This is a genomic window from Siminovitchia sp. FSL W7-1587 (assembly GCF_037963795.1).
Taxonomy (GTDB): domain Bacteria; phylum Bacillota; class Bacilli; order Bacillales; family Bacillaceae_C; genus Siminovitchia; species Siminovitchia thermophila.
On sequence record NZ_CP150169.1, the window covers coordinates 2,409,642 to 2,432,739 of the forward strand.

The 23,098-nt window shown below is 37.6% G+C and carries 22 protein-coding genes; 18 read left to right on the top strand and 4 right to left on the bottom strand.

The window, feature by feature from the left end:
• From yycI to NST31_RS11425, 17 genes are all read left to right on the top strand, one after another.
• Nucleotides 1-810 carry a two-component system regulatory protein YycI gene (gene yycI / locus NST31_RS11345; protein ID WP_205180061.1) on the top strand — a complete coding sequence of 270 codons (810 nt, stop codon included), beginning with the start codon at nt 1-3 and terminating at the stop codon, nt 808-810.
• An 8-nt stretch (nt 811-818) separates the two neighbouring features.
• Nucleotides 819-1,613, top strand: a complete 795-nt coding sequence (locus tag NST31_RS11350; protein WP_339160638.1) for an MBL fold metallo-hydrolase — start codon at nt 819-821, stop codon at nt 1,611-1,613.
• 212 nt (nt 1,614-1,825) lie between these two features.
• Entirely contained in the window at nt 1,826-3,031 is a 1,206-nt protein-coding gene (locus NST31_RS11355; RefSeq protein ID WP_339165528.1) for a trypsin-like peptidase domain-containing protein, read from the top strand.
• Between the two features lie 489 nt (nt 3,032-3,520).
• Nucleotides 3,521-3,679, top strand: a complete 159-nt coding sequence (locus NST31_RS11360; RefSeq protein WP_205180065.1) for a CxxH/CxxC protein — start codon at nt 3,521-3,523, stop codon at nt 3,677-3,679.
• 112 nt (nt 3,680-3,791) lie between these two features.
• On the top strand, nt 3,792-4,271 hold the full coding sequence (gene rlmH, locus NST31_RS11365; RefSeq protein WP_339160640.1) for a 23S rRNA (pseudouridine(1915)-N(3))-methyltransferase RlmH: 480 nt from the start codon (nt 3,792-3,794) through the stop codon (nt 4,269-4,271).
• Between the two features lie 251 nt (nt 4,272-4,522).
• On the top strand, nt 4,523-5,872 hold the full coding sequence (locus tag NST31_RS11370; protein WP_339160643.1) for an SIR2 family protein: 1,350 nt from the start codon (nt 4,523-4,525) through the stop codon (nt 5,870-5,872).
• A gap of 300 nt (nt 5,873-6,172) precedes the next feature.
• Nucleotides 6,173-6,616, top strand: a complete 444-nt coding sequence (locus tag NST31_RS11375) for a hypothetical protein (RefSeq protein ID WP_339160645.1) — start codon at nt 6,173-6,175, stop codon at nt 6,614-6,616.
• Nucleotides 6,617-6,653: 37 nt separating this feature from the next.
• Nucleotides 6,654-7,094, top strand: coding sequence for a hypothetical protein (locus NST31_RS11380; RefSeq protein WP_339160647.1), 441 nt, complete (start codon nt 6,654-6,656; stop codon nt 7,092-7,094).
• Between the two features lie 512 nt (nt 7,095-7,606).
• A complete protein-coding gene (locus NST31_RS11385) occupies nt 7,607-8,188 on the top strand; it encodes a hypothetical protein (protein WP_339160648.1) in 582 nt (193 codons plus the stop codon).
• 235 nt (nt 8,189-8,423) lie between these two features.
• A complete protein-coding gene (locus NST31_RS11390; RefSeq protein ID WP_339160650.1) occupies nt 8,424-8,699 on the top strand; it encodes a hypothetical protein in 276 nt (91 codons plus the stop codon).
• 1,083 nt (nt 8,700-9,782) lie between these two features.
• The gene (locus tag NST31_RS11395; RefSeq protein WP_205180334.1) at nt 9,783-10,898 is read left to right on the top strand and encodes a sn-glycerol-3-phosphate ABC transporter ATP-binding protein UgpC; all 1,116 of its coding nucleotides are present in this window, start codon (nt 9,783-9,785) and stop codon (nt 10,896-10,898) included.
• The gene (locus NST31_RS11400; RefSeq protein ID WP_077114039.1) at nt 10,895-11,833 is read left to right on the top strand and encodes a sugar ABC transporter permease; all 939 of its coding nucleotides are present in this window, start codon (nt 10,895-10,897) and stop codon (nt 11,831-11,833) included. Before NST31_RS11395 ends, NST31_RS11400 begins: the two co-directional genes overlap by 4 nt.
• Nucleotides 11,830-12,648 (top strand): carbohydrate ABC transporter permease, encoded by an 819-nt coding sequence (locus tag NST31_RS11405; RefSeq protein ID WP_339160656.1) that lies wholly within the window; start codon nt 11,830-11,832, stop codon nt 12,646-12,648. The genes NST31_RS11400 and NST31_RS11405 overlap by 4 nt, the downstream gene beginning before the upstream one ends.
• Nucleotides 12,649-12,806: 158 nt before the next feature.
• A complete protein-coding gene (locus tag NST31_RS11410; protein ID WP_339160657.1) occupies nt 12,807-14,159 on the top strand; it encodes an ABC transporter substrate-binding protein in 1,353 nt (450 codons plus the stop codon).
• A 243-nt stretch (nt 14,160-14,402) separates the two neighbouring features.
• On the top strand, nt 14,403-15,158 hold the full coding sequence (locus tag NST31_RS11415) for a glycerophosphodiester phosphodiesterase (RefSeq protein ID WP_339160659.1): 756 nt from the start codon (nt 14,403-14,405) through the stop codon (nt 15,156-15,158).
• A gap of 16 nt (nt 15,159-15,174) precedes the next feature.
• The gene (locus tag NST31_RS11420) at nt 15,175-15,978 is read left to right on the top strand and encodes a glycerophosphodiester phosphodiesterase family protein (protein ID WP_339160661.1); all 804 of its coding nucleotides are present in this window, start codon (nt 15,175-15,177) and stop codon (nt 15,976-15,978) included.
• Between the two features lie 545 nt (nt 15,979-16,523).
• Entirely contained in the window at nt 16,524-17,864 is a 1,341-nt protein-coding gene (locus NST31_RS11425; protein ID WP_339160663.1) for a cyclic 2,3-diphosphoglycerate synthase, read from the top strand.
• 266 nt (nt 17,865-18,130) lie between these two features.
• On the opposite strand, the gene NST31_RS11430 is transcribed toward NST31_RS11425, so the two are convergent.
• The 4 genes from NST31_RS11430 to NST31_RS11445 all read right to left on the bottom strand — a co-directional run bounded on the left by NST31_RS11430 (nt 18,131) and on the right by NST31_RS11445 (nt 20,983).
• Nucleotides 18,131-18,313, bottom strand: a complete 183-nt coding sequence (locus NST31_RS11430; protein WP_339160666.1) for a hypothetical protein — start codon at nt 18,311-18,313, stop codon at nt 18,131-18,133.
• A gap of 167 nt (nt 18,314-18,480) precedes the next feature.
• Nucleotides 18,481-19,776, bottom strand: coding sequence for a hemolysin family protein (locus tag NST31_RS11435; RefSeq protein ID WP_339160667.1), 1,296 nt, complete (start codon nt 19,774-19,776; stop codon nt 18,481-18,483).
• Nucleotides 19,777-19,825: 49 nt separating this feature from the next.
• Nucleotides 19,826-20,512, bottom strand: coding sequence for a zinc metallopeptidase (locus tag NST31_RS11440; RefSeq protein ID WP_339160669.1), 687 nt, complete (start codon nt 20,510-20,512; stop codon nt 19,826-19,828).
• A 21-nt stretch (nt 20,513-20,533) separates the two neighbouring features.
• Nucleotides 20,534-20,983, bottom strand: a complete 450-nt coding sequence (locus NST31_RS11445) for a MerR family transcriptional regulator (RefSeq protein WP_339160671.1) — start codon at nt 20,981-20,983, stop codon at nt 20,534-20,536.
• A 568-nt stretch (nt 20,984-21,551) separates the two neighbouring features.
• On the opposite strand from NST31_RS11445, the gene NST31_RS11450 reads away from it, so the two are divergent.
• Nucleotides 21,552-22,733, top strand: a complete 1,182-nt coding sequence (locus NST31_RS11450; protein WP_077112676.1) for a DUF4317 domain-containing protein — start codon at nt 21,552-21,554, stop codon at nt 22,731-22,733.
• The last annotated feature ends 365 nt before the right edge of the window (nt 22,734-23,098 follow it).

Genomic DNA, 23,098 nt, shown 5'->3' on the forward strand with positions numbered 1-23,098 from the left:
ATGGACTGGAGTAGACTGAAAAGCATCTTTATCATCGCATTCCTGACTCTCGATGTTTTCCTCCTGAGCCAGTTGTTGAACAAGGAACGGATCAATCAGCTGGAAGTCAAAATGGATGTCTCATTGGAAGAAAGCTTAAAAAATGACGACATTGATTATAGCAGTATTCCAAAGGAAACCTTTGCTGATCATTACATGAGCGCCAATACGAAAACATTTACGGATGAAGAATTGGAGAAATTGAACAATCAAACGATAAACAGCACCGATCGGACGATGATCCAATCGGAACTAAAGACACCAGTGAAAATCGGAAAAAATTTCGACACGTCCGAATTGGATCAATTCATTAAAAATGAAGTGTTATTTGGTGAGCAATATGTGTTTGGCTATCATGATGAAACAGCTGGGATCATTACGTATTTTCAGAAACACCAGGAAAAGCCATTTTTCATAAATAAAAGCGCAAGCCTGGAGTTTACAGTCACTAAATCAGGAGAAGTTCAGTCTTATAAACAGACGATGCTAGAAAAGATTGAACCGATCAGTGAAAAAGAAGAAGTGCTTCCTGCCATTCGGGCAGTTGAAGCGATTTATCGCAATGGGCTGATGAAGCCGGGAAGTAAAGTGGTTGAAGCGAAACTCGGCTATTACACTGTCGTAAACATGGAAGCTACCCAAGTATTGACACCGACGTGGTGTATTGTCGTGGAACATGAGAAAGAAAAAGAGCAGTTGTTAGTCAATGCATTTGAGGGACAAATTATCGAAGTGAATCCCGGTGACGAAGAAAAAGTGAAATTGGAGTGAACAAGTACATGTCGATGCAATTTAGTGTTTTGGCCAGCGGCAGTTCGGGAAACGCCTTTTATATTGAGACAAATAAACACTCCTTTCTTGTAGACGCCGGAGTCAGTTGCAAAAAAATCGGGGAATTAATGGAGAAAATTGGACGCGATCCAGCAAAGCTAGATGGCATCCTTGTTACCCATGAACATAGCGACCATATTAAGGGCCTGGGTGTCATGGCCAGAAAATACCGGCTTCCCATCTATGCGAATGAAAAAACGTGGAAGGCAATGGACGGCATGCTCGGGGAAGTGGTGACTGATCAAAAATTTGTTTTTGAAGTGGAAGCTGTCAAATCTTTCGGAAGCCTCGACATTGAATCTTTCGGCGTCTCGCACGATGCTGCTGAACCAATGTTTTACATTTTTCGGTACGAAGGGAAAAAGCTCGTCTTGATCACGGATACAGGTTATGTCAGCGATCGGATGAAAGGGATGATCGCTGATGCGGATACGTATATTTTTGAAAGCAACCATGATATTGAGATGCTGCGGATGGGAAGATACCCGTGGAACGTGAAACGGAGAATATTAAGCGATGTTGGACATGTCTCCAATGAAGACGCGGCTTTGGCGATGAGCGAGGTTATTGGCGACCGGACAAAACGCATTTACCTCGCCCATTTAAGCCGTGACAATAACATGAAAGACCTGGCACGGATGAGCGTTACCCAGACGCTGGCGTCCCGGGGAATTGAAGTGGGAAGCCATGTCCGACTGTTTGATACCGATCCTTACATACCGACCGACCTCGCAGCCGTATAAAAAATGTTTAAATAAGCGTAAATACAGGAATAGATAATGAAAACACGCGGCGGTTGGCTGCCTGTTTTCATTTTTTTGTCCACACCCTAAGCTATTTACAAAATAGAAAACGTTTATTATTTAATTTCTGTCGCTTTGCGCATTATAATAAGGAATATGAAGGGAAAACCTTTTGGGGAATGGAACGTAGCAAAAGAAAGGAATGGTGTCTAGTGGGACTTTACGATGATCACAGCCCTAACCGCTTTAAAAAGAAAAGAGGCGGATTCTTTTCAGGAATCATCGGCGGAATCATCGGCGCGCTTTTAATGGCCCTGCTCTTTCCAGCATTAGATTGGAATGAACCCCCGAACCAAAACAATGCAGCGATTGAAGAAAATAGAGGCAAAACGGATCACCCATCCAAGAATGTCTCACTTGATGTCACGACAGACATAACCGAGGCAGTGGAAAAAGCCGGAAAAGGTGTGGTAGGCATCACCAATATTCAAACGGCAAAATTTTGGTCTGGCGGGGAGGGCCAGGAAGCGGCAGGGGTAGGATCAGGAGTCATTTATAAGAAAGCGGGGGACAAAGCGCTTATCGTAACGAACAACCATGTGGTCCAAGGCTCTTCGCAACTGGAAGTGACCCTGTCAGACGGCAAAAAAGTTTCCGGGAAACAGCTTGGAGGCGATATATGGACAGATTTGGCGGTCGTTGAGATAAATGCCGATGGAATTGCCGATGACGCCGTAACAGAATTCGGCGACTCTGACGCTTTGAAAATCGGGGAGCCGGTCATGGCAATCGGAAATCCGCTTGGACTCGAATTTGCCGGATCCGTGACCCAAGGCATTATTTCCGGAGTCAATCGGGCGGTGCCCGTCGATATTAACGGAGACGGTGTGGCTGACTGGAATGCGGAAGTCATCCAGACAGATGCCGCCATTAACCCCGGCAATAGCGGTGGAGCGCTTGTCAATATTGCAGGACAGGTCGTTGGCATCAACTCCATGAAAATTGCGCAAAGCACAGTAGAAGGCATTGGCTTCTCGATACCGATCAACTATGTTATTCCAATTATTGAAGACCTAGAAAAATACGGTGAAGTCAAACGCCCGTCGATGGGCGTCACATTGCGTGATGTCGCAGAAGTATCCGCCTATCATCAGCAGGAAACACTGAAATTGCCGAAAGACGTAACTACTGGTGTGATGATCGAGTCCGTTATGGCCAATTCACCTGCTGGAAAGGCAGGATTGGAAGAATTGGACGTCATCGTTGAACTGGACGGACAAAAAGTGGACAATGTCATTGCGCTCAGAAAACATTTATACAACACGAAAAAAGTCGGCGATTCGATGGATGTCACGTACTATAGAGGCGGCAAAAAAGAAAAAACCACTATCAAGCTGACGGATGAAGCCAGATTATAAAATGTTAAGCGGGAACAGCCAAATGAGGCTTTCCCGCTTTTCTGATTTAATGGTAAAATAATCTGTGGATAAAGAAAGTGGCGAGTATTTAAGAGAAAGTCGATAGTATATTTTGGGAAGTTGCTAGTAAATCGAGAAAGTGGACAGTAATTTCGATAGGTCGCAAGTAAATCGAGAAAGTCGGTAGTAATTTCGATAAGTCGCAAGTAAATCGAGAAAGTCGGTAGTAATTTCGATAGGTCGCAAGTAATCAAGAAAGTCGAAAGTATTTCCAAAAAGTTGCGAGTAATATCGGAAAGAGTATTTTATAAAGATGGCGAGTCTTTCTGAGAGAATCGCGCGCCTTCAAAATTCAATTGCGATCTCGAGAAATACTAATTATTTTTTAAAAAAAGAAGAGTTATCCAGAAAGCGATACGAAATCCATGTTCAAAACGATTTTTTATGGTCATGATTACATGATGATATAAACGGAAAGGAGGTTATTATATGATTTATTGTTGCGGCGAGCACGTTGAACTGGCATTGGATGTCATCGTGGATGAGCACGAAACCTTTCCCAAACTTGAAAAATTAGAAGAAGGGAAAAACTTGTCCACAACTTGTGAATACTGCAAAAAGCACGCTGAATATCTTGTAGGGAACTAATATTCCCATACTAAATGTGGATAGTTTATGTGGATATGTGGATAAGGTATGTGTATAAGTTGTTTGTTTCATGTTTTCAACTTGTGTATAACTTCAGAGAAGGGGAACAGCTATGAATATCACCATCATTTCCGTCGGAAAACTGAAAGAAAAATACTTAAAACAAGGAATTGACGAATACCTCAAGCGCCTCACAGCGTACGCCAAAATAAACATCATCGAACTCCCCGATGAAAAAGCCCCCGAAAACTTAAGCCCAATCCAAATGGAACAAATAAAGAAGAAAGAAGGAGACCGGATCCTTTCCAAAATCAGCCCCAACGCCCACGTCATCGCCCTCTCCATCGAAGGCACCATGAAATCCTCCGAAGAACTCGCAGCCCGCCTCGACCACCTTGCCACAACCGGCAAAAGCAAAATCGTCTTTGTCATAGGAGGCTCACTCGGCTTGAGTGCGGAAGTGATGAAACGCGCCGATGAGGCTTTGTCTTTTTCTAAAATGACTTTTCCACATCAGTTAATGCGATTAATATTGGTGGAACAGGTGTACAGGGCGTTTAGGATAATAAAAGGGGAACCGTATCATAAGTAAATGAGTTTTTAATTTTATGTAAAAACTTGTCTACTCTTCTTTTAGAAATAATGTTCATATTTTCATCTTAAAAAATGAATGTAAAAGTATAAGTCAGGGTTTTTTAATTGTTATTAAAGAAGTAGGATTAATTCCGACTCCAAGGGATTTTAATAAATTATTTTTACTCAAGAAGGATAATAGGAGTTATTAAAGAATTATAGTACAGGTATAAAAAAATAAATATTTTCAAATGAGCTGAGGAGTTTGATATGAATAGTTTTAATCAAAATAAAAACTGTGACTGTGAATTTTGTAAAAATAATCGTGATTTTACTTTACCAAATGATATTATTGAGGCTGTAAAACAGGGCAACTTAGTTATTTTTGCTGGAGCTGGTGTAAGCACAGAATCAAGAAGTGTTTATTACTATACGCTCTATGAGGAAATTAGAGATGAGTTAAATATAGGACCAGAAGCAAATATGACATTTTCTGAACTAATGAGTGAATATTGTAAGCAACCGAATGGACGAGCAAAACTTTTACGGAAAATAAAAGACAGACTTGATTATGTAAATTCATTCCCTGAATTAGAAAGAACGGCTTCAAACTTTCACAGAGAAATAGCAACTATATATCAAATAACTGAAATAATTACTACAAATTGGGATGACTTGTTTGAAAGAAAATGTGGGGCTGTACCTATTGTAACTGTTGAGGATTTTGTTTTTTGGAATAATCCGGAACGTAAGGTACTAAAAATACATGGTTCAATAAATAATTATGGAACAGTAATTGCCACTAAGGAAGACTATGAAGAGTGTTATAAAACCTTGGAAAGTGGGATTATTGGAAGTACATTAAAAACCATGCTTGCTACAAAGTGTGTTGTTTTTATAGGCTATTCTTTTGGAGACGAGGATTTTAATAAGATACATAACTCTTTGATTGAAGAGATGAAAGGGTTTATGCCACATGCCTATATTGTCACTTTAGATGAAAAAGCTAAAGAGAAATTTAAAGAATTAAATTTTACGCCTATAATTACAGATGCTACATATTTTATAAAGGTTTTAAAAGAACATTTAATACAAATGGAATTAATTGTCCCTGATGAAAATTTTGAGGACATTTATGAAGCACTATTTTTAGTTGAAGAAGAACACACAAGACTTTCAGGCGCTTTTAACGTTAAACAGAATCCCGAAATGATTCTAGCTTTATCATATCAAGATGGGCTTATACACTCTTTTGAAAGAATTTTGGCTATGAAAAAAACAGGACAGTATTCAAATCCTGACCGAGCAAAAATAATGATTCACGATTACGGTATATTGATGCAAGAAAAGTATGAAAAAGGTGTGTACCATGACGTTGCTTATATTGAGGGATATAGAAATGGTTTAATACATTTCTTAATAAACGGAGAACTTGATCAATTACCCTGTTACTATGTACTAGGGTACGAAGAAGATATATTTAATTTCGAAGAATATCAAGAAATCGCACCTAATTCAAAAAGCTTACATCCTGAATCTTATAATTATGCTTTAAAAATTGCAAATAAGATTGAAAATAAAACGGGGGATAGTGTTTTTCATCATACACCTTTTTTATAATAAATTATATTTTGAAGGAATGACATGACTAAAAATACCTTTATTAAATCTACCAAGACTATTTTTTTGTAAGTGTATTTGTTATGAGAAATTCATCCCATTTTTAATATTAATATTAAAGTAGTGGAATTAGGTATGGGAATCATTCTTTAGATAGTAACGATATTGACTTAGTAATAGTTTCTGATGATTTTGATTTGATGTTCAGTCATAAAAAAATTCAAATTGTAAAAAGTCTTATTAAATCACCAAAAAAGTTAGATTTAATTTGCCTAACAACGGAGGAATTTAGGAACAGTTATGGCAATGTTAATAAATATTAAATCAATTATGAAAAACGAGGCGGATCTTGGCTCTTCAACTGACAACTATTTTTTTTCGCGAATGGATAATTGCACATGGGCATTTACATATGTACTAAAAAATAACTTAGAGGAGTTTTTGGTACCTTGTTTATATTGTATTTCAAATATGATGCAAACTTTAATACTATATTGTAAGGCTGGAAAAAGTAAGTATTCGGAACAAAGCCAATCCCTACTTTCTATGTTACAACAAATTCTAAAAGAATTTATTTCAAAGCCTCAAGTTCAAGAATTATTAAAAGAGAATAATCAATTAAAATATTTTATTGAAAATCAAAAACTAGAACTTATTTCAATGAATGGGGGGGCCTTTGAATTTGAAGTCAATTTGGATTTAATACATAGTGAAAGAAATAGAGGGGCCCTAAGAATTCTTTGAGGTAAAATTTGATAATTTACTTCACGATGTTGAAGATATGGAAATATTGGATAAAATACTACTACTAAGGGTTTTATCTAATTATTGTTATTTAATTAAAGAAAATAATGTAGATGAAGTAGGCTTATATGAAGAAATTAATCCAATAAATACTGATGAATTTATTAATCAAGTGTTCCACTTGGATGAAATAAATGTTGATGTAGTTACTGATCAAGATTTAGCAAGACTTTTGATTATGAAAGATGATGAGCTTCGTATGAAATTTTCTAAAACTGTAAACGGTGTGGAAGAAAGAGTGTTATTAAGAGAATCACAAAAACCCCATGGAGCATTTGAAATATCCGATATGGAGTTACCGATGACATTTAGAGGTAGAAGGTACTTTATGTGTTTACCATTTAAATCAGGAGTGGAAATTAGAGGTAAATCTGTCCCTGTAGATATAGCATATCAAATAGTTAGACCCCTTTATTGAATTTAAAAATTGTGTTGTTGTTTTTGTAACAGCCAAAAGATGCTCAGAAAATTTAATGAACTACATAAAGAAAATTAAAGATAGACTTGGCTGGCCAATCGAAGTAATAGAGGAAAAAACACTAGCAGCGTTATTGAAAAACTCTGAGCAACTCTAAATACTCTAACTAAAGCCTCATTTAGATACATCACGGAGAACCGTACCATAAGTAAATAAGGTTTTTTGTATTATTTATGCTTATGTGTAACAAAAATTATGATAAGACTTGTGAAGGAGGTTGAGTTCTTTTTCAAACAAAATAAATTAATTCATTGGTGTAGAAAGTCCATGGAGTATATTGGGAAATAAATATAACTTTTATTTACATTACTTATAATATTAATTTTTTGTAACCTCTAGGAACAACTTTAAATTTATTCGGACCAAGAAATTTATGCCTCGTCAAATTGGAAAGCCGTTGTAATAGAATACTTTTAAGGTTTGCTATATGAAGGGAGGTAGCTTGTGAGTAAATGAAAAATAGTAAGTTGAAACAAATCTCTTACCAAGAATTATTGCTTGAAGTACAAGAAGTATATGAATTGCTGCATAAACTAACGAATTCGGATATTGAGATTACCTCCTACATTTCAATATCTCTTATTCCTTATTTAAGCTTTGTGTGTGATGGTTTGGATTATTTTCATGCAGGAACAAGAGAAGTTCATTCTAGTTGGTACAATGACATAAAAGGAAATTGCGTCCAAAAATTAATAAAAGAAAACCGTAGTGCTTTAAAGTTATATTCAGGGTATAAAAGAAATACGGTTATTTCTAAATTAGAAGACGATACAGCCCTTTTCTATGAATTTTTAACTAGTAATTATAATTTAATCCAAAAAGCATTTATAAATTTATTTGGTCAACATGATTTGGGAATTTACTACTTTAAAAACATTGATTATGCAAATACTTATCAGTTATTTAAAAACATTAAAACTCTCTATATTGGTAATAAAAAAATTATTGGTCCTTTGATGAAGGAGTTTGGTATAGTTCTTGCTAATTACATTTCCAAAGCAAGTATTTATCCAAGTGAGCAAGTCTTTCAATAAGATTTTTTCTCTTACTAATAATTTTACTTATCAAGACGTTTATTTTAAGGATTCTAGACGTTTTGATGCTTTTAATAATACAGAAAATAAATATTGGCGACTATTTTTGTATAATTATTATTGTCAAAATAATTTTATTAGGAACATTTTCCCGGTGGTATTAGGAGTCCGTGGAAACTTTTATTACCGAATGAAGTTTTGTACCTATCTATTATCAATAAAAGGTTTAGATTTATTGTTAAAGAAAGTACCGGAAATCGCAGAAGAATACTTTAATATTAATGAATTAATTAATGTTAAAGAGACTATTGTTCCAATAAAATCTGGTTTAAGGAACAATCTTTTCCACTATAATATTGTAAATATTCCATTTGGAGTATTTGACGAAAAGAGAGATATTTTTAAACAAATGGTAGAGTATTCAGTAAAGGGATCTTTTGAAGATTTCGATAACCAGGTAGATAAAGAATTAGATAAATATCAAGAATTAATAAATCAAATTTTATTTTAGAGCATTAATGTAAACATTAAACTAGATCAACAGTTTTCCATAAATAAGGTTGGCCCTTATGTATTTTTGGTAAACTAGCCGCCGCTTGGTCTACTGAAATGAAAAATTGTTTTTAAAAATATTTGCCATTGGTATACAAACCGATTACGCAATACTTCAAACCCGGCTCTGCCGTACATCATCTGTTTGATGGTTTTCAGGTGGTTCACATGGCTTTCCACGGGGCCTTATGCTCCATGGCTCCCGTATTCTTATCCGAATGGCATCGAAATTCTGGCATATACCGTTAACAAACGGTCGGATAAGTCCATTTTCAAGCTCTGTATGGTCTTCCACCCACTTGCAGTTGATGGTCCTCTTTTGCCTTTTCCAATTGGCGAAAAGAGTATATAAGCTCATTAAGCTTTTCGATCATGGGAATAGGAGGAATCAACTCCGGGTGAATTTCGGCAATTCTTCCATTTTTCAAAAACTTTTAGTTTCCACTTGTTACATATGACCTCAGTCGCTTCCAACTCGTGCATGTTACCTTCCTCTTCTCTCCCAATAAATGGATAAAAATTCAATCGCTTTTTAAACTCTTCTTGTGTTCCTCTCTCGTTTTGAGTTTGTATTTCAATAAAATGGCAGGATGTTCTACAGCAATTCCGATAAATATGCTCAGATAATTTGTGACTTGATACGGAGCTTCTATGAGCGTGGTGTCTTGCGGAGGGCCAAAGTGTGCAGATACTCTTTTTCGCAAGACGAGTAGCTTATCACGCTCACCTCCCCATATAAAGCGCGGTCATATACAAAACCTACCCTTTTTAAATGTCGCAAACATTGAGCTCCCACCTGCAAGCGAGCGTATTTAAAGTGAGGTAGGAAGTTTCTTCCTTAAAATGTAAGCTCGTCACCACCCCTAAGTTTGACGCCCCCATAACACCTCCATTTTTATAAAAATGTCAGGATATTTCAAACTATGTAAATACAATATTAAGCAAATGTTAAGATAATTAACGTAAAACAAATATTCAGTTAAGAATGACAACAAAGCTAACAATCTATGTTTAAATAAAGATTGGTAAAGGGGGAGCAAGAGTGAGTAAAGTGGAATTACAAAATATTTCCAAATCCTATGATAAACAAGCGGATGTACTACATAACATTAATCTTTCCATTGAAAAGGGTGAGTTTTTCGTTCTTGTTGGTCCTTCCGGATCGGGAAAAAGTACATTGTTGCGTATGATTGCCGGCTTGGAGGAAATTACAGGGGGCACGCTCAAAATAGCGGATCGTGTGGTTAATCATTTACCTCCAAAGGATCGCAACTTGTCGATGGTTTTTCAAAATTATGCATTGTATCCCCATTTAAATGTAGAGCAGAATATTTTGTTTGGCTTGCGTGCTAAAAAAGTTAGTAAACAGGAACAACAGGAAAGATTAAAAGCGACAGTTGATATGATGGGGCTTTCCAACTTGTTGAAACGAAAGCCTAGAGAGCTTTCTGGTGGTCAAAGGCAACGGGTTGCGCTTGCCAGATCGGTTGTAAGTGAAGCGCCTCTTTGTTTAATGGATGAGCCACTTTCCAACCTGGATGCAAAGCTTCGCGCACATATGCGTATAGAGATACGCAGACTGCAGAAAAAACTTGGTTTAACGATGATTTATGTAACACATGATCAAGTGGAGGCTATGACAATGGGGGATCGGATTATGGTTTTAAATAACGGAGAAATCCAGCAGGTTGGAGAGCCCATTACGTTGTACAATGAGCCAGCTAATTTATTCGTTGCTTCTTTTATAGGTTCGCCAAAAATGAATCTTGGAAAAGCTACCTTAATCAATCAAAGCTTACGGGTGGAAGATTCCCTTGAAATTGATATGGGCTCTATAGAACTAACTGAAAAAATTGCTCAGACCGCAAATCTAACTGTCGGTATTAGAGCGGAACATATTTTACCAGCAGTTGATAGAGAAGCTACACATAAGCTGGAAGTCATTAATGTAGAGCAACTTGGCAATGAAACGCTGGCAACATTCGAAGTAGGAGCAGAATTATGGACGGCCAAATGGTTAGGTCAATGGTCGATCAAAGTTGGGGAAAAGGTTCCCGTACATATATCCAATGACAAACTTTGCTTTTTTGATACTGATTCAGGTCTCTTATTAAAAGCAGCTTCTCCAGTAAAGGAAAAAGAGGTAGCGGTTGTATGAAAGAAGCAGTGATGATGCCAGACCAATATACGCAAATTGATCTGATGAAAGTGAAGAAAAAGCAAAGAAGAACCCGATTTATCAAAGGAATGCTGTTTCTTTTACCTTCTATCATTTTATTTAGTGTGTTTTTGTTTTATCCCATGGCAAGAACGTTATATTTAAGTTTTTTTCTTACTGATAACAGTGGAGCGACAACTGTTTTTGTAGGATTCGATAACTTTAAAAACATTTTTACGTCGCCCATATTTTTAAAAAGCTTACAATCAACGTTTTTGTTTGTTTTATATACAGTGCCAGGCACGATTTTGATTAGTTTGTTTTTAGCTGTTATTGCCAATGAAAAACTACGAGGTATCGGTTTTTTTCGGATGATATTTTCTTCTACAATGGGGATTTCTGTAGCCGCGGCGTCTGTATTTTGGATGTTTTTATTTCACCCGACGCTAGGTTGGCTGAATCAGCTTTTGGAAGCGCTGGGATTCGAAGCAATAGGCTGGCTGACAGACCCGGATTGGGCACTCATTTCTGTGTCCATCTCAACCATATGGATGAATCTTGGCTTTACTTTTCTTATCTTGTTAGGTGGATTGCAATCAATTGATTCACATTTATATGAAAGTGCGGAAATTGATGGCGCTAGTTACTTGTATAAATTAAGGCATATTACAATACCTATGCTGTCCCCGACGTTATTTTTCGTCATTACGGTTTCATTGATTAATGCGTTTCAAACATTTGGTCAAATTGACATGTTAACTCGCGGCGGTCCGCAAAACGAAACGAACTTAATCGTTTACTCTATCTATCAAGAAGCATTTGAAAATTATCGCTATGGTACAGCAAGCGCACAAGCCGTGATTCTGTTTTTCATTATCCTCTTTATGACATTGCTACAGTTTAAGCTGGGAGAGAGGAAGGTGCATTACCAATGACCATGTCTTTTGGTAAAAAGCTGGTTTTTTATCTTCTTCTGACAGTATCTGCTTTGTTGTTGTTTGCACCTGCCATTGTGGCATTTTTAATGAGCTTTATGTCTAGTCAGGATATTTTGACTGGTAAAATTCTTCCTGAAACATGGACGTTAGAAAATTATATCAAAGCGTTTGAGCGTTTTCCTTTATTTGGTTATTTAATGAACAGTTTGATTGTGTCGCTCCTTATTATGATTGGACAATTACTGTTATCAAGTTTAGCTGCCTATGCATTTGTGTTCTTGGAGTTTAAAGGCAGGGATACGTTGTTTTTTATCTTTATCGCAACAATGATGATTCCTTTTGAAGCTTCCATCATTCCTAACTTCCAAACAATTCGGGAGTTGAATTTATTAAATACATATACAGGTATGTCCTTACCGTTTTTTGCAGTGGCATTTGGAACGTTTTTATTACGACAACATTTCAAACAAATTCCGAAAGAGTTAAAGGAAGCAAGTGAAATATCAGGGATGGGAGATTTTACATTTTATTTAACGGTTGTTCTTCCCGTCGCCAAAACAAGTTTAGTTACTTTAGGTGTTTATGGATTTCTGACTTCTTGGAATATGTATCTTTGGCCGTTACTGGCTACCACGGATGATACGGTGCGGACGGTGCAAATTGGATTAAAGCAACTTCAGTCGCAAGAACAACTCAATGAATGGGGTGTTATTATGGCTGGCGGGTTGATCGTCGTGTTACCAACATTAATTCTTCTGTTTCTAGGACAAAAGAAATTACAAAAAGGTTTAACAGAAGGCGCAATAAAATAATGCCACTAGTAGTTTGTGTGGACTGAGTGAACATACCCTGCGGTAGTAGAAGATGGAAAAAACTCATACGTGAAGCTTCACTAATATGACGAAAATGCATTTGAAAAACGTAGAATGGAAGATTTATAAAATATACATATGAAAAGGAGTGGAGATGGGTGAAGAAATTACTTATATTGATTTTGGCAAGTTTTACGCTTGTACTTGCTGCTTGCAATGCTTCTAAAGAAAAAGAGGATGAAGGTAAAGCCGAAGCCAAAGAAGGCGGAAAGTCAGGGGGAAAAACAGAAGTAACTTTTTGGCATGCCATGGGCGGTCAAGCTCAGGTAGCTCTGGATGAAATTGTGGAAAAATATAACAAATCACAAGATGAGGTTCAAGTGAAAGCCGAATTTCAAGGGACATATGAGGAAACATTATCCAAGTACCATAGCGTAGGTGGAACAGATGATGCGCCCACAATTGTTCAGGTCAATGAGATCGGGACGATGTCGATGATTAACAGCGGTAACGTGGAACCTATTCAAAAGTTTATAGATGAAGAAGGTTATGATATGAGTAATTTGGAGGAGAATATTACCAACTACTATAAAGTAGATGGGAAATTTTATTCCATGCCATTTAACTCATCAACTCCTGTCATGTTTTATAATAAAGACGCCTTTAAAGAGGCCGGTTTAAATCCTGAAGAGCCGCCAGAGACATTTGAAGAAGTAGAAGAAGCCGGCAAGGCGATTAAAGAGGCGAATCCTAAAATGAAAGGTTTTGCGCTTCAAGCTTATGGCTGGTTATTTGAAGAACTGCTGGCAAACCAGGGTGGTTTATTATTAAATAATGATAACGGACGCAGTGATACAGCAACAGAAGTAGCGTTTGATAATGAAAAAGGGAAGTCTATTTTTAAGTGGGTTAAGCGAATGATGGATGATGACACATTTGCGAATTATGGTATAAATTCCGATAATATGGTAACCGGGTTTTTAAGTGGTGAGGTTGCAATGTTTATGCAGTCCTCTGCAACCGCAAGAGATGTAATTGATAATGCGCCATTTGAAGTGGGGGTTGCTTTTATACCTTATCCGGAAAAAGAGGAGCGCCAAGGTGTTGTAATCGGCGGGGCGAGTCTGTGGATGTCTAAAGGAAAACCGGAAGAAGAGCAGCAGGCGGCTTGGGAATTCTTAAAGTATTTGCAGAAGCCTGAAGTGCAGGCAGAATGGCATGTAGGAACGGGGTATTTTGCTATCAATCCTAAAGCGTACGAAGAGCAAGTTTTAAAAGATGCTTATGAGAAAATGCCGCAATTACAAGTAACCGTAGAGCAATTACAGGCAACGAAACCATCCGTGGCCACACAAGGCGGATTAATGGATATGATACCCGAAGAGCGTAAAATTATCGAAACAGCATTGGAGACAGTATATAATGGCGGAGATGTCGATGAAGCATTTTCTACCGCTGTAGAGCAAGTGAATGACGCAATTGAGCAAGCGAATGCTGCTAGAGGAGAATGATTATTTTAAAGGGAATGAAGGTGGATGTGCTTCATTCCCTTCCTGTATAAAGATTTTTTAATGGCTGTGGTTGCTTTTTGCTTTATAGGGGAATTAGTTGTTATGATAGATGAAAATGTGTTAGATAAATTTTCTGTTCTAGTTAGTTCGCAACAACTTCACAAGCCTAAAATCCAAATGAAAGAAAATTTTGATTGGTCAAAATTTATAAGATACTTTGCTTGTACAGAAGGAGAGACTTTCATGATTACGAAGATTTATGGCCATCGAGGCTGTATGGGGACATATCCGGAAAATACTTTAGCAGGATTTATGCAAGCGATTCGAGAGGGCGTTGACGGGATTGAATTAGACGTTCATATGACGAAGGATGGAGAAATCGTAGTGATCCATGACGAATTTTTGGATCGAACAACAGATGGTACGGGCTATATTAAAGATCTAACCTTTGCAGAAATAAGAAAATATAGTGCCGGAGTGAAATTTTCCCACTATGATGCATTTGTCGATCAATGGCGCTTGGAAAAAGTCCCTACTTTAAAAGAAGTTTTAGAATTGCTAAAACCGTATGAAGTTGAACTGAATATTGAGTTAAAGACAACCAGGTTTATGTATAAAGGAATTGAAGAAGCGGTTCACCAAATCGTTCAATCATATGGGAATAATAGAAAAGTGATCTATTCCTCCTTTCATTTGCCGACTTTAATGCGTATGAAGAAACTAGATCCGAATGCTGATATAGCTCTTTTAGTAGAAGGCATGCTACCACACCCGCATGAGTATCTAGATTATTTTCATTTAGAGTCGGTCCATATTTCTAAAAGCGCCATATTAAACAATGTAGCGCATTGGAAGCCAGTTTTTCCGAGACTTCGTGCTTGGACAGTAAACGATGCGAACGATATGAAGCAATTGTTTGATCTTCGTGTTGCTGCTATAATGACAGACTTTCCAGAAAAGGCATTGATTTATAGAAATGAACGGGAAGCATTTATTTAAAAAAATTGGAGGTTTTTTGTTCATTTTATTATTGCTTGCAGGGTTGTTATATGCTAGAGCGGAAACCCAAGTGGAGCCAATGGTTGTGGATAAAGCAGAAGTCTATGCCCACCGCGGTGCGAATGACCGTTTTAATGAAAGTACACTTACTGCTTATAAAATAGCGGCTCAAGACGAAGTGGATGCATTAGAATTGGATTTACGCATGACAAAAGATGGAGAGCTTGTGGTAATGCATGATGCCACTATAGATCGAACAACCAATGGAAGTGGGGAAGTATCTGAGTACACGTTTGAAGAATTGATGAAGTTTGAAACTGTTGAAGTGTTTCAACAAGAAGAAAAACGAGAAGCAATACTTTCCTTAGAGGAAATGTTTCAAGTATTTGGAAAAAACGAGCATTACTATATTGAAACACGACTAGTGAATGGAAAAGCGATAATGGAAAACCAGCTGGTTGAGTTATTAAAAGAATATGGGTTACTGGATCAGCAATACGTTTCATTCCAATCGTTTTCCGAGCAAAGCTTACAAAAATTGCAAGCATTAGCTCCTTCCATTCAGTTAACGTTATTGTTTAAAAAAGGTGAATTTGATTTACAGAAGGCAAAAGAAGTTCCATACCCAGCCATCGGGATAGAGTCAACTGACGTAAGTCTAAAGGTAGTAAATGAGTTGCACCAACAGGGAAAAGAGGTCCACGTCTATTTTACTGATTTAGCAACACAAAAACAGGAACAAAAGCGGGTCAAGCAATATCAAGTGGATGGTTATTTTACAGATTTTATTGGTTATACAAAACAATTATTAGAAGAATAAACGTTTTTTCCCTCAGTCTAAAAATGATAAAGCGGTCGCTGCCATGCGACCCATTTTATGTTCGTGAAAGAATAAACAAGCAGCATCCATGATAATGAGTAAAATGAACATTAAGCAGAATCCCCGTCTCCATACGAAGCACCTGCCGCGTAACCGTAGTGCCGCCGCAACCACAATGAAAAAGATCCTGCCTAAAGATGCAGGAACCTCCTACGACAATGAAGGGAAAATTTACTGCCGTCATCCTAACAGTTTCAACATCTAACAATATGAATGTAAGACTAAGAACTTGAAATGATCCGTATATTTTTCTGGAGAATGAAACTCTTTTTTAAAGGTCAATAATGGGAGTTCGTATGGAATGGGTCATTTGGTAGTAAAAGATGTGCGAAATTTACAGATAGAATCCCATCTACATCGTATTTTTCGTTATTTCAATCGTATTTGTGTTTAAGGTTTAAGCACATTCGAAAAGATTCCATTGTATTAATATACATTCCTAGCTATAATTATAATAACTTATTGTAATTATAGGAGAGAGTTCTATGAAAAGAAAAAATATTATTATTATAGGTGCGGCTGGCAGAGACTTTCACAACTTCAATACGTATTATCGCGATAATGAAGCCTATAAAGTTGTCGCTTTTACAGCAACACAAATTCCAGATATTGATGGACGCAAGTATCCAAGTGAATTAGCGGGTGAACTATACCCAGATGGTATTCCCATTTATTCACAAGATGAATTACCAGAGTTGATTAAGGAATTACAAGTGGATGAATGTGTTTTTGCGTATAGTGATATTAGTTACGAGGATGTTATGAGCGTGGGGGCAATCGTGAATGCAGCGGGCGCCAACTTCACATTGCTCGGTCCAAACAGCACGATGTTAAAAAGTAATAAGCCCGTCATTTCTGTTTGCGCAGTGCGAACTGGAACTGGAAAAAGTCAGACGTCGCGAAAAATAATTGAAACGCTGTTGGAGCATGACTTGAAAGTCATTGCAGTGCGACACCCGATGCCGTATGGCGATTTAAATGCGCAACGTGTTCAGCGCTTTGCGACAGTCGAAGATTTAAAGAAACATCATTGTACAATCGAAGAAATGGAAGAATATGAACCACATGTGGCACGAGGAAATGTTGTGTATGCGGGCGTTGATTATGCAGACATTTTGGCAGCAGCTGAAAATGATCCAGATGGCTGTGACGTTATTTTATGGGATGGGGGAAATAATGATTTCTCTTTCTTTGAGCCTGATTTAGCTGTTACTGTCTTGGACCCGCATCGCCCGGGTCATGAGCTGAAATACTATCCTGGCGAAGTTTGTTTAAGAACAACTGATGTAGCCATCATTAACAAAGTGGATAGTGCGTCAAAGGAAGCCATTCAAATTGTAGAAAATAATATAAAATTTGCAAGTCCCCATAGCACGATTATAAAGGCTGAATCAAAGATTACAGTCGATCATCCGGAAAGTATTATTGGAAAACGCGTGTTAGTCGTTGAAGACGGTCCGACGTTGACACATGGAGAAATGAAAATTGGTGCAGGTACCGTCGCGGCAGAGCGTTTGGGAGCGAAAGAAATCATTGACCCACGTCCATTCGCGGTAGGTACATTAACCGAAACGTTAAATAAATACAAACATATTGGAAACGTCCTTCCAGCAATGGGATACGGCGAACAACAATTAAAAGATCTTGAAGAAACGATTAATAAGGCCGACTGTGACGCAGTGATCATTGGGACACCGATCGACTTAACTCGCGTCATTTCAATTAATAAGCCGTGTACACGTGTACACTATGATTTAGCTGAAATGGGCAGTCCGAATTTAAAAGATATCGTAACAGATTTTATCCAACACCATAAGCTTGTGTGAAGTGACTTTCAAAAACGGAAAAAACTAATCAACACAATAAAAGAAATCGATGAAATACACTTGACTAATCGTAAGAAGGGGCTGGGATATAGCAAATACGAAATAGTAAAAGCCGAACAATTATAAATGAATTGTTCGGTTTATTTGTGTTAAAAAAATCCCTATCATCGCTACGTCAACATATTTTACTTTCCGCAGGTATCTTCAGCTCGAGCTATTCCCGCCGGAGTCTGCATATTTTGACTACGCTAAAGCTTACGTATTATTTAGGTTGCTATCAAATATCCTAATATTGGTAAAGCAATCGTATCAAAAACCAATAAAAATATAAGAATAGTAGAGTTTTTATCATATTCTCCAGTATCTTTTTGAAGTTGAGTAATAACGCTAAGTGAAAAGATTAAAATTACTACCCCAAGTGCTATTGTAAAAATACTTTTAAGGTCCAAGTTTTATCACCCTTAATTCATTAAGTTAATACAATTAATTCCTTTTTGCCATTTTATCATTTAGTCAATAAAATCAAAAGCGAAACTGTGAAGTAAGAGTGATTACGAATCTTACTTCACAGTTTCGTGTACATTCCCTATCCCTTTCTCAACAATAACATCTTACACTACGCTTTTTTAACTTCTAAATAATGAATTTGATGCCCATCTTTGTTTTGTACTTTAAATGTATAGCCTTCATGCTCTATTTCTGAATCGAGGTCTGCATCGATGCTTTGGGTCAGGAACCAACCGCCGATTGTGTCCACTTCTTCGTGCTCTAAGTTTGTTCCCAGTAAATGATTTACATCTTCAATTAGTAATTTTGAATCTAAAATAAAGTGATTTTCACTTAATTTGCGGATTTCGGGTACTTCGTTTTCATCAAATTCATCTCGTATTTCTCCGACAATTTCTTCAAGTATGTCTTCGACGGTGACTAATCCAGACGTACCCCCATATTCATCCATCAGGATCGCAATATGGATCCGTTCTTTCTGCATTTTTACTAGTAAATCATGTATGGGGATCGTCTCAATGACTCGAATGACGGGATTGATGAAATCTTCAATTTGAAACTCTTTATCTGTTTGTTGGGCCAGAAGGTTGGCCGCTAAAAATTCTTTCACATTGATAAAGCCTTTAATATGGTCTTTATCACCGTCAACGACCGGATAGCGTGTAAAATTTTTCACTTTAATCGTATTCAAAATTTCTTCATAGCTATCGTCAATCGAGATGGCCGCAATCTCTGTTCGCGGGACCATAATTTCTTTTGCGATTCGTTCATCGAATTCAAAGATATTATTCATATATTTGAGTTCATTCTTGTTGATTTCCCCACTCTTATAACTTTCAGACAGCAGTATGCGCAGTTCCTCTTCCGAGTGGGCTACTTCATGCTCTGAAGCAGGTTTTATGCCAAATAGTCCAATAAGCAAGCGGGCCGACCCATTTAGCGACCATATGAAAGGGTACATTAATTTATAGAACCAAATAATGGGTACGGCGAAAGCAAGGGTTACCGCCTCAGCTTTCTGAATCGCGACTGTTTTTGGAGCCAGTTCCCCCACCACTACATGTAAAAACGTTACGAGGGAAAAAGCGATTGCGAATGACAAAATACTTGTCAGTGATTCATTTAATTCAAAATACTCGAATACAGGATGCAATAATCTTTCGACGGTCGGTTCTCCCAGCCATCCTAATCCTAAAGCAGTCATGGTAATCCCCAGTTGACATGCGGATAAATATTCATCCAGATGTGTGACAACCCTTTTTGCAGCAAGAGCGCCTTTTTTTCCTTCAGCAATTAATTGATCTATTCTTGATGTACGGACTTTTACAATGGCAAATTCCGTCGCCACGAAAAATGCGGTTAAAGCAATTAATACAGCAATTAAAATTAAGTTTATGGTTGTCAATGAACAGCCTTACGAAAGTAAGACTTACACCTCCCAATAAAAGATCGTTCTATTCTTCAGCATTTCCTTGAAGAAAGATCATGACAAATTTCAATAGTTCAAATACAGCCATCAGTGCTCCCGCGACGTATGTCAATGCGGCTGCATTTAGTACTTTCTTTACACCGTGTTCTTCATCATTAAACAATATACCTTCAGAAAGCATTAAGTTTTTGGCGCGTTTACTTGCATCAAATTCCACTGGGAGTGTAATTAATTGAAAAGCCACTGCTGCCGAGAAGAAGACAATGCCAATACCGATTAAAGATAATTGTTGTAAAAGAAATCCCCCAATAAATAAAAAGGGAGCAACGCCAGAAGCAAAATTCGCCATAGGAAAAATCCGGTGCCGCAGGACAAGAGCTGTATATGATTGTTGATGTTGAATGGCATGACCCACTTCGTGGGCTGCGACGGATACAGATGCGATAGAACGTCCATAATAAACTGGTTCCGATAAACGAACGACACGTTTAATGGGGTCGTAATGATCGGAAAGCATGCCGGGCACGACCTCGATCGGAACGTTGTGCAGCCCGTTGCTGTCCAGAATTTGCCGAGCGGCCTCCGCACCAGATAAACCCGTCCGGGTTTTCACCTCTGACCACTTATTAAAATTTCCTTTTACCTTAAATTGTGCCCAAATGGAAATCCCTAATGCCAAGAAAATGAAAATGTCCATTGGATGAAAAAACATGGAAATATCACCCCCAAAGATTTAACTAAGCAATAAAAGTAATGTTTGTATCAATGACAAACTTTCATGAGAGATTTTTTTCTTAATATCGTCAAATTTCTTTTTGTCGGTTTTCTCTAATTGAGCCAGAATTTCAGAAACTTCCTTTTCCAACCCTTTTATTTTCAGTCGCAGTTCTAATACGTCAACTTCTTCTGAATATTTTGCAATGATTTCTTTCTTAATGTCATCTAGTGACATTCCATCTTGTTTTCGTTTTTCAATAAATTCAATTCTTTCAATGGAAGACGGGTCATAGTAACGGTAATTTGAAGCGGAACGTTCCGCTTTCAACAAACCAAGATTCGTATAATAATCGATAGTCCTCTTGGTAACATTAGTTTTATCAGCTAATTCACCGATTCTTAATTTTTCTGTCCCAACTAAACCCCTCCTAACCAAAACGTTATGGTTACAAGACAAATTATACAAAAAATGTTGCTTCCAGGCAATGTTTTTATCATGAGGGAAAATGCTTTTGAAACGCGGGTTTGAGCCTGGAAAACTCTTTTTTTTAGGGAAAGTGTTGTAACAATACCAACCGCAAAGGTCGGCCCAACTTATTTATACGTATACCTTTTCTGCGGGTTTCAATATAAGCCGATTTGGGAGCGGCAAAAAGCGATGGGGGCCGGAATCTTCCTTACGGTTGGCAAATTTTTGGTGAAGATTGCTTAGCTCCAATCAACGAGAGACTGGCATGTTTGAGGGTGCCTGCAGGGGCGGATTCCTTTAACGAAACTGTCAGTATGTAAGAGGAGGCACTTATATGTCTTTAAACAATCTGTCCGGCTATGTTGTTATAATAAGGGAGTGTTCAAAGAGTGATATGCTTCCAATGAGGTAGACGGAAAAAAAATATACTTCATCTTGCCTGATGGGGAGCGGTTCAGAGCGTATAAACGCCAAATTGGACTTGCTTTTTTAAAGAAATGGAAATTCACCCGGGAAAAATTTGCTTTCCCTTCACAGACCAAACAGTAAGGAGTTGCACTTTCATATGAACAAAAATGATATAGCCAACATTCGTAAACAATTCAAGCTTGATAATGATTTATTAAAAGTCAAAGATATTTTTAATGTCTACATCAGAAAAGAAAGCAGCGATATTTACCATCAAGAGAGCCAGCCGTTTTCCATGCTGGAACGGGAGCAGCAGGAGTTGTTCATGAACAATTTCAAGAAGGTGCTGACCGGAAAATTGGACGTGAAATTATTTGAAGTGAAGTTTCTGGAGCATGCAGAAGATCACACACGGTTTATTCTTCATGAAGGTCTGCAAGCGGACGATGTAGATGAATGGAAGGAGCAGATGTTGCGAATCGTTGAAAAGACGTTCAAGGATGTCCAGTACGAAAAGGATATGGTAGTCACCTTCATTCGGGGAGAGTATTTTAAACCGACGAAAAGAAGTCATGAGGAAGCGGAAGTAAGTGGCCGGGATGAGGTTTATATGCATCCTTTTATTCTCTGCAGCATGAATCAGACGGAGCAGCCGAAAAGAACGTTGGTGTTTGATTATATTGAGAAGGAATTTAAGTCGAACGTCGTAGTTGACTCCATTATCAATATGGCATCTCCGAAAGCGGGATTTTTGTTTCCTTGTTTCACAGACAATTCGGCTGATGTCAATCGCGTGTTATACTCGGCGGGCAAAGCAAACCAACCAGATTATCACTTTATTGAGAATGTGTTAAATGGTGAAGATATTATGACTGCCGAGGATGATAAAGCCGTTTTTGAGTTTGTCGTAAAAGAAGTGGTTGGAGACGAGGTGGATACCCATACGCTGTCCAACGTATACGAAGAAATCAACCGGATGATGGATGAAGAGGAAGGGGCGGAGGAAGAGGTTCCTCCAACATTGGATTATAAAGATGTGGAACGAGTGCTAAAGGTGAGTGGAGTGGAAAATGTCGATACGGATCTAGTGGAAATGGCTTTTCAAAAAGTCGTCGATGACGAGAAGTACGAGCTGAAAGCAAGTAATATTGTTCCGAGTTATACGTCTAAATCTATCAAAATTAATACAAAGGTGGCGAATATTTCTATCAGTCCAAAAGACTTAAAGTATGTTAGACAGGTTCATTTAAACGGCAAGCGCTGTCTGTTGATTGAAGTGGAAGAGGATACAATGATTGAAGGTTTTAAATTGATTCCAGAGACATCTTTGAGTCGCTAGAGAGAATAGATATTGAACAATCAAGGGGTTGTCTAAAAGGGTAAAGGCGTTAAAACTTAAAACCCGAGAATGTTGTTTTTACAGCATTCTTAGGTTTTATTTTTTTGCTTTTCAAGCTTAATATTACTTTTCGGATAGCTCCATATAGCTATGCCAACTGTTGTGGATGGCATTTTTACTTTGGGCAGGTAGGGGCATGTCGGGTATTCTGGAACGTATGGCGCTTCGGGGCAGATGGATCGAATGTAGTTTTAAATGAAAAAATATTTAAATAAATGTAATAAAATACGGAATCATTGACAAAATGGAGAGATTAAAATAAATTCTTGTATTAGGGAAACAAAATTAACTATAGTAAAATTTGA

What these genes read in the sequence shown, in the direction of transcription:
- yycI (WP_205180061.1), top strand. Translation starts at nt 1, where the DNA reads ATGGACTGGAGTAGACTGAAAAGCATCTTTATCATCGCATTCCTGACT.
- NST31_RS11350 (WP_339160638.1), top strand. Translation starts at nt 819, where the DNA reads ATGTCGATGCAATTTAGTGTTTTGGCCAGCGGCAGTTCGGGAAACGCC.
- NST31_RS11360 (WP_205180065.1), top strand. Translation starts at nt 3,521, where the DNA reads ATGATTTATTGTTGCGGCGAGCACGTTGAACTGGCATTGGATGTCATC.
- rlmH (WP_339160640.1), top strand. Translation starts at nt 3,792, where the DNA reads ATGAATATCACCATCATTTCCGTCGGAAAACTGAAAGAAAAATACTTA.
- NST31_RS11370 (WP_339160643.1), top strand. Translation starts at nt 4,523, where the DNA reads ATGAATAGTTTTAATCAAAATAAAAACTGTGACTGTGAATTTTGTAAA.
- NST31_RS11375 (WP_339160645.1), top strand. Translation starts at nt 6,173, where the DNA reads ATGGCAATGTTAATAAATATTAAATCAATTATGAAAAACGAGGCGGAT.
- NST31_RS11380 (WP_339160647.1), top strand. Translation starts at nt 6,654, where the DNA reads ATGGAAATATTGGATAAAATACTACTACTAAGGGTTTTATCTAATTAT.
- NST31_RS11385 (WP_339160648.1), top strand. Translation starts at nt 7,607, where the DNA reads ATGAAAAATAGTAAGTTGAAACAAATCTCTTACCAAGAATTATTGCTT.
- NST31_RS11400 (WP_077114039.1), top strand. Translation starts at nt 10,895, where the DNA reads ATGAAAGAAGCAGTGATGATGCCAGACCAATATACGCAAATTGATCTG.
- NST31_RS11405 (WP_339160656.1), top strand. Translation starts at nt 11,830, where the DNA reads ATGACCATGTCTTTTGGTAAAAAGCTGGTTTTTTATCTTCTTCTGACA.
- NST31_RS11415 (WP_339160659.1), top strand. Translation starts at nt 14,403, where the DNA reads ATGATTACGAAGATTTATGGCCATCGAGGCTGTATGGGGACATATCCG.
- NST31_RS11425 (WP_339160663.1), top strand. Translation starts at nt 16,524, where the DNA reads ATGAAAAGAAAAAATATTATTATTATAGGTGCGGCTGGCAGAGACTTT.
- NST31_RS11440 (WP_339160669.1), bottom strand. Translation starts at nt 20,512, where the DNA reads ATGTTTTTTCATCCAATGGACATTTTCATTTTCTTGGCATTAGGGATT.
- NST31_RS11450 (WP_077112676.1), top strand. Translation starts at nt 21,552, where the DNA reads ATGAACAAAAATGATATAGCCAACATTCGTAAACAATTCAAGCTTGAT.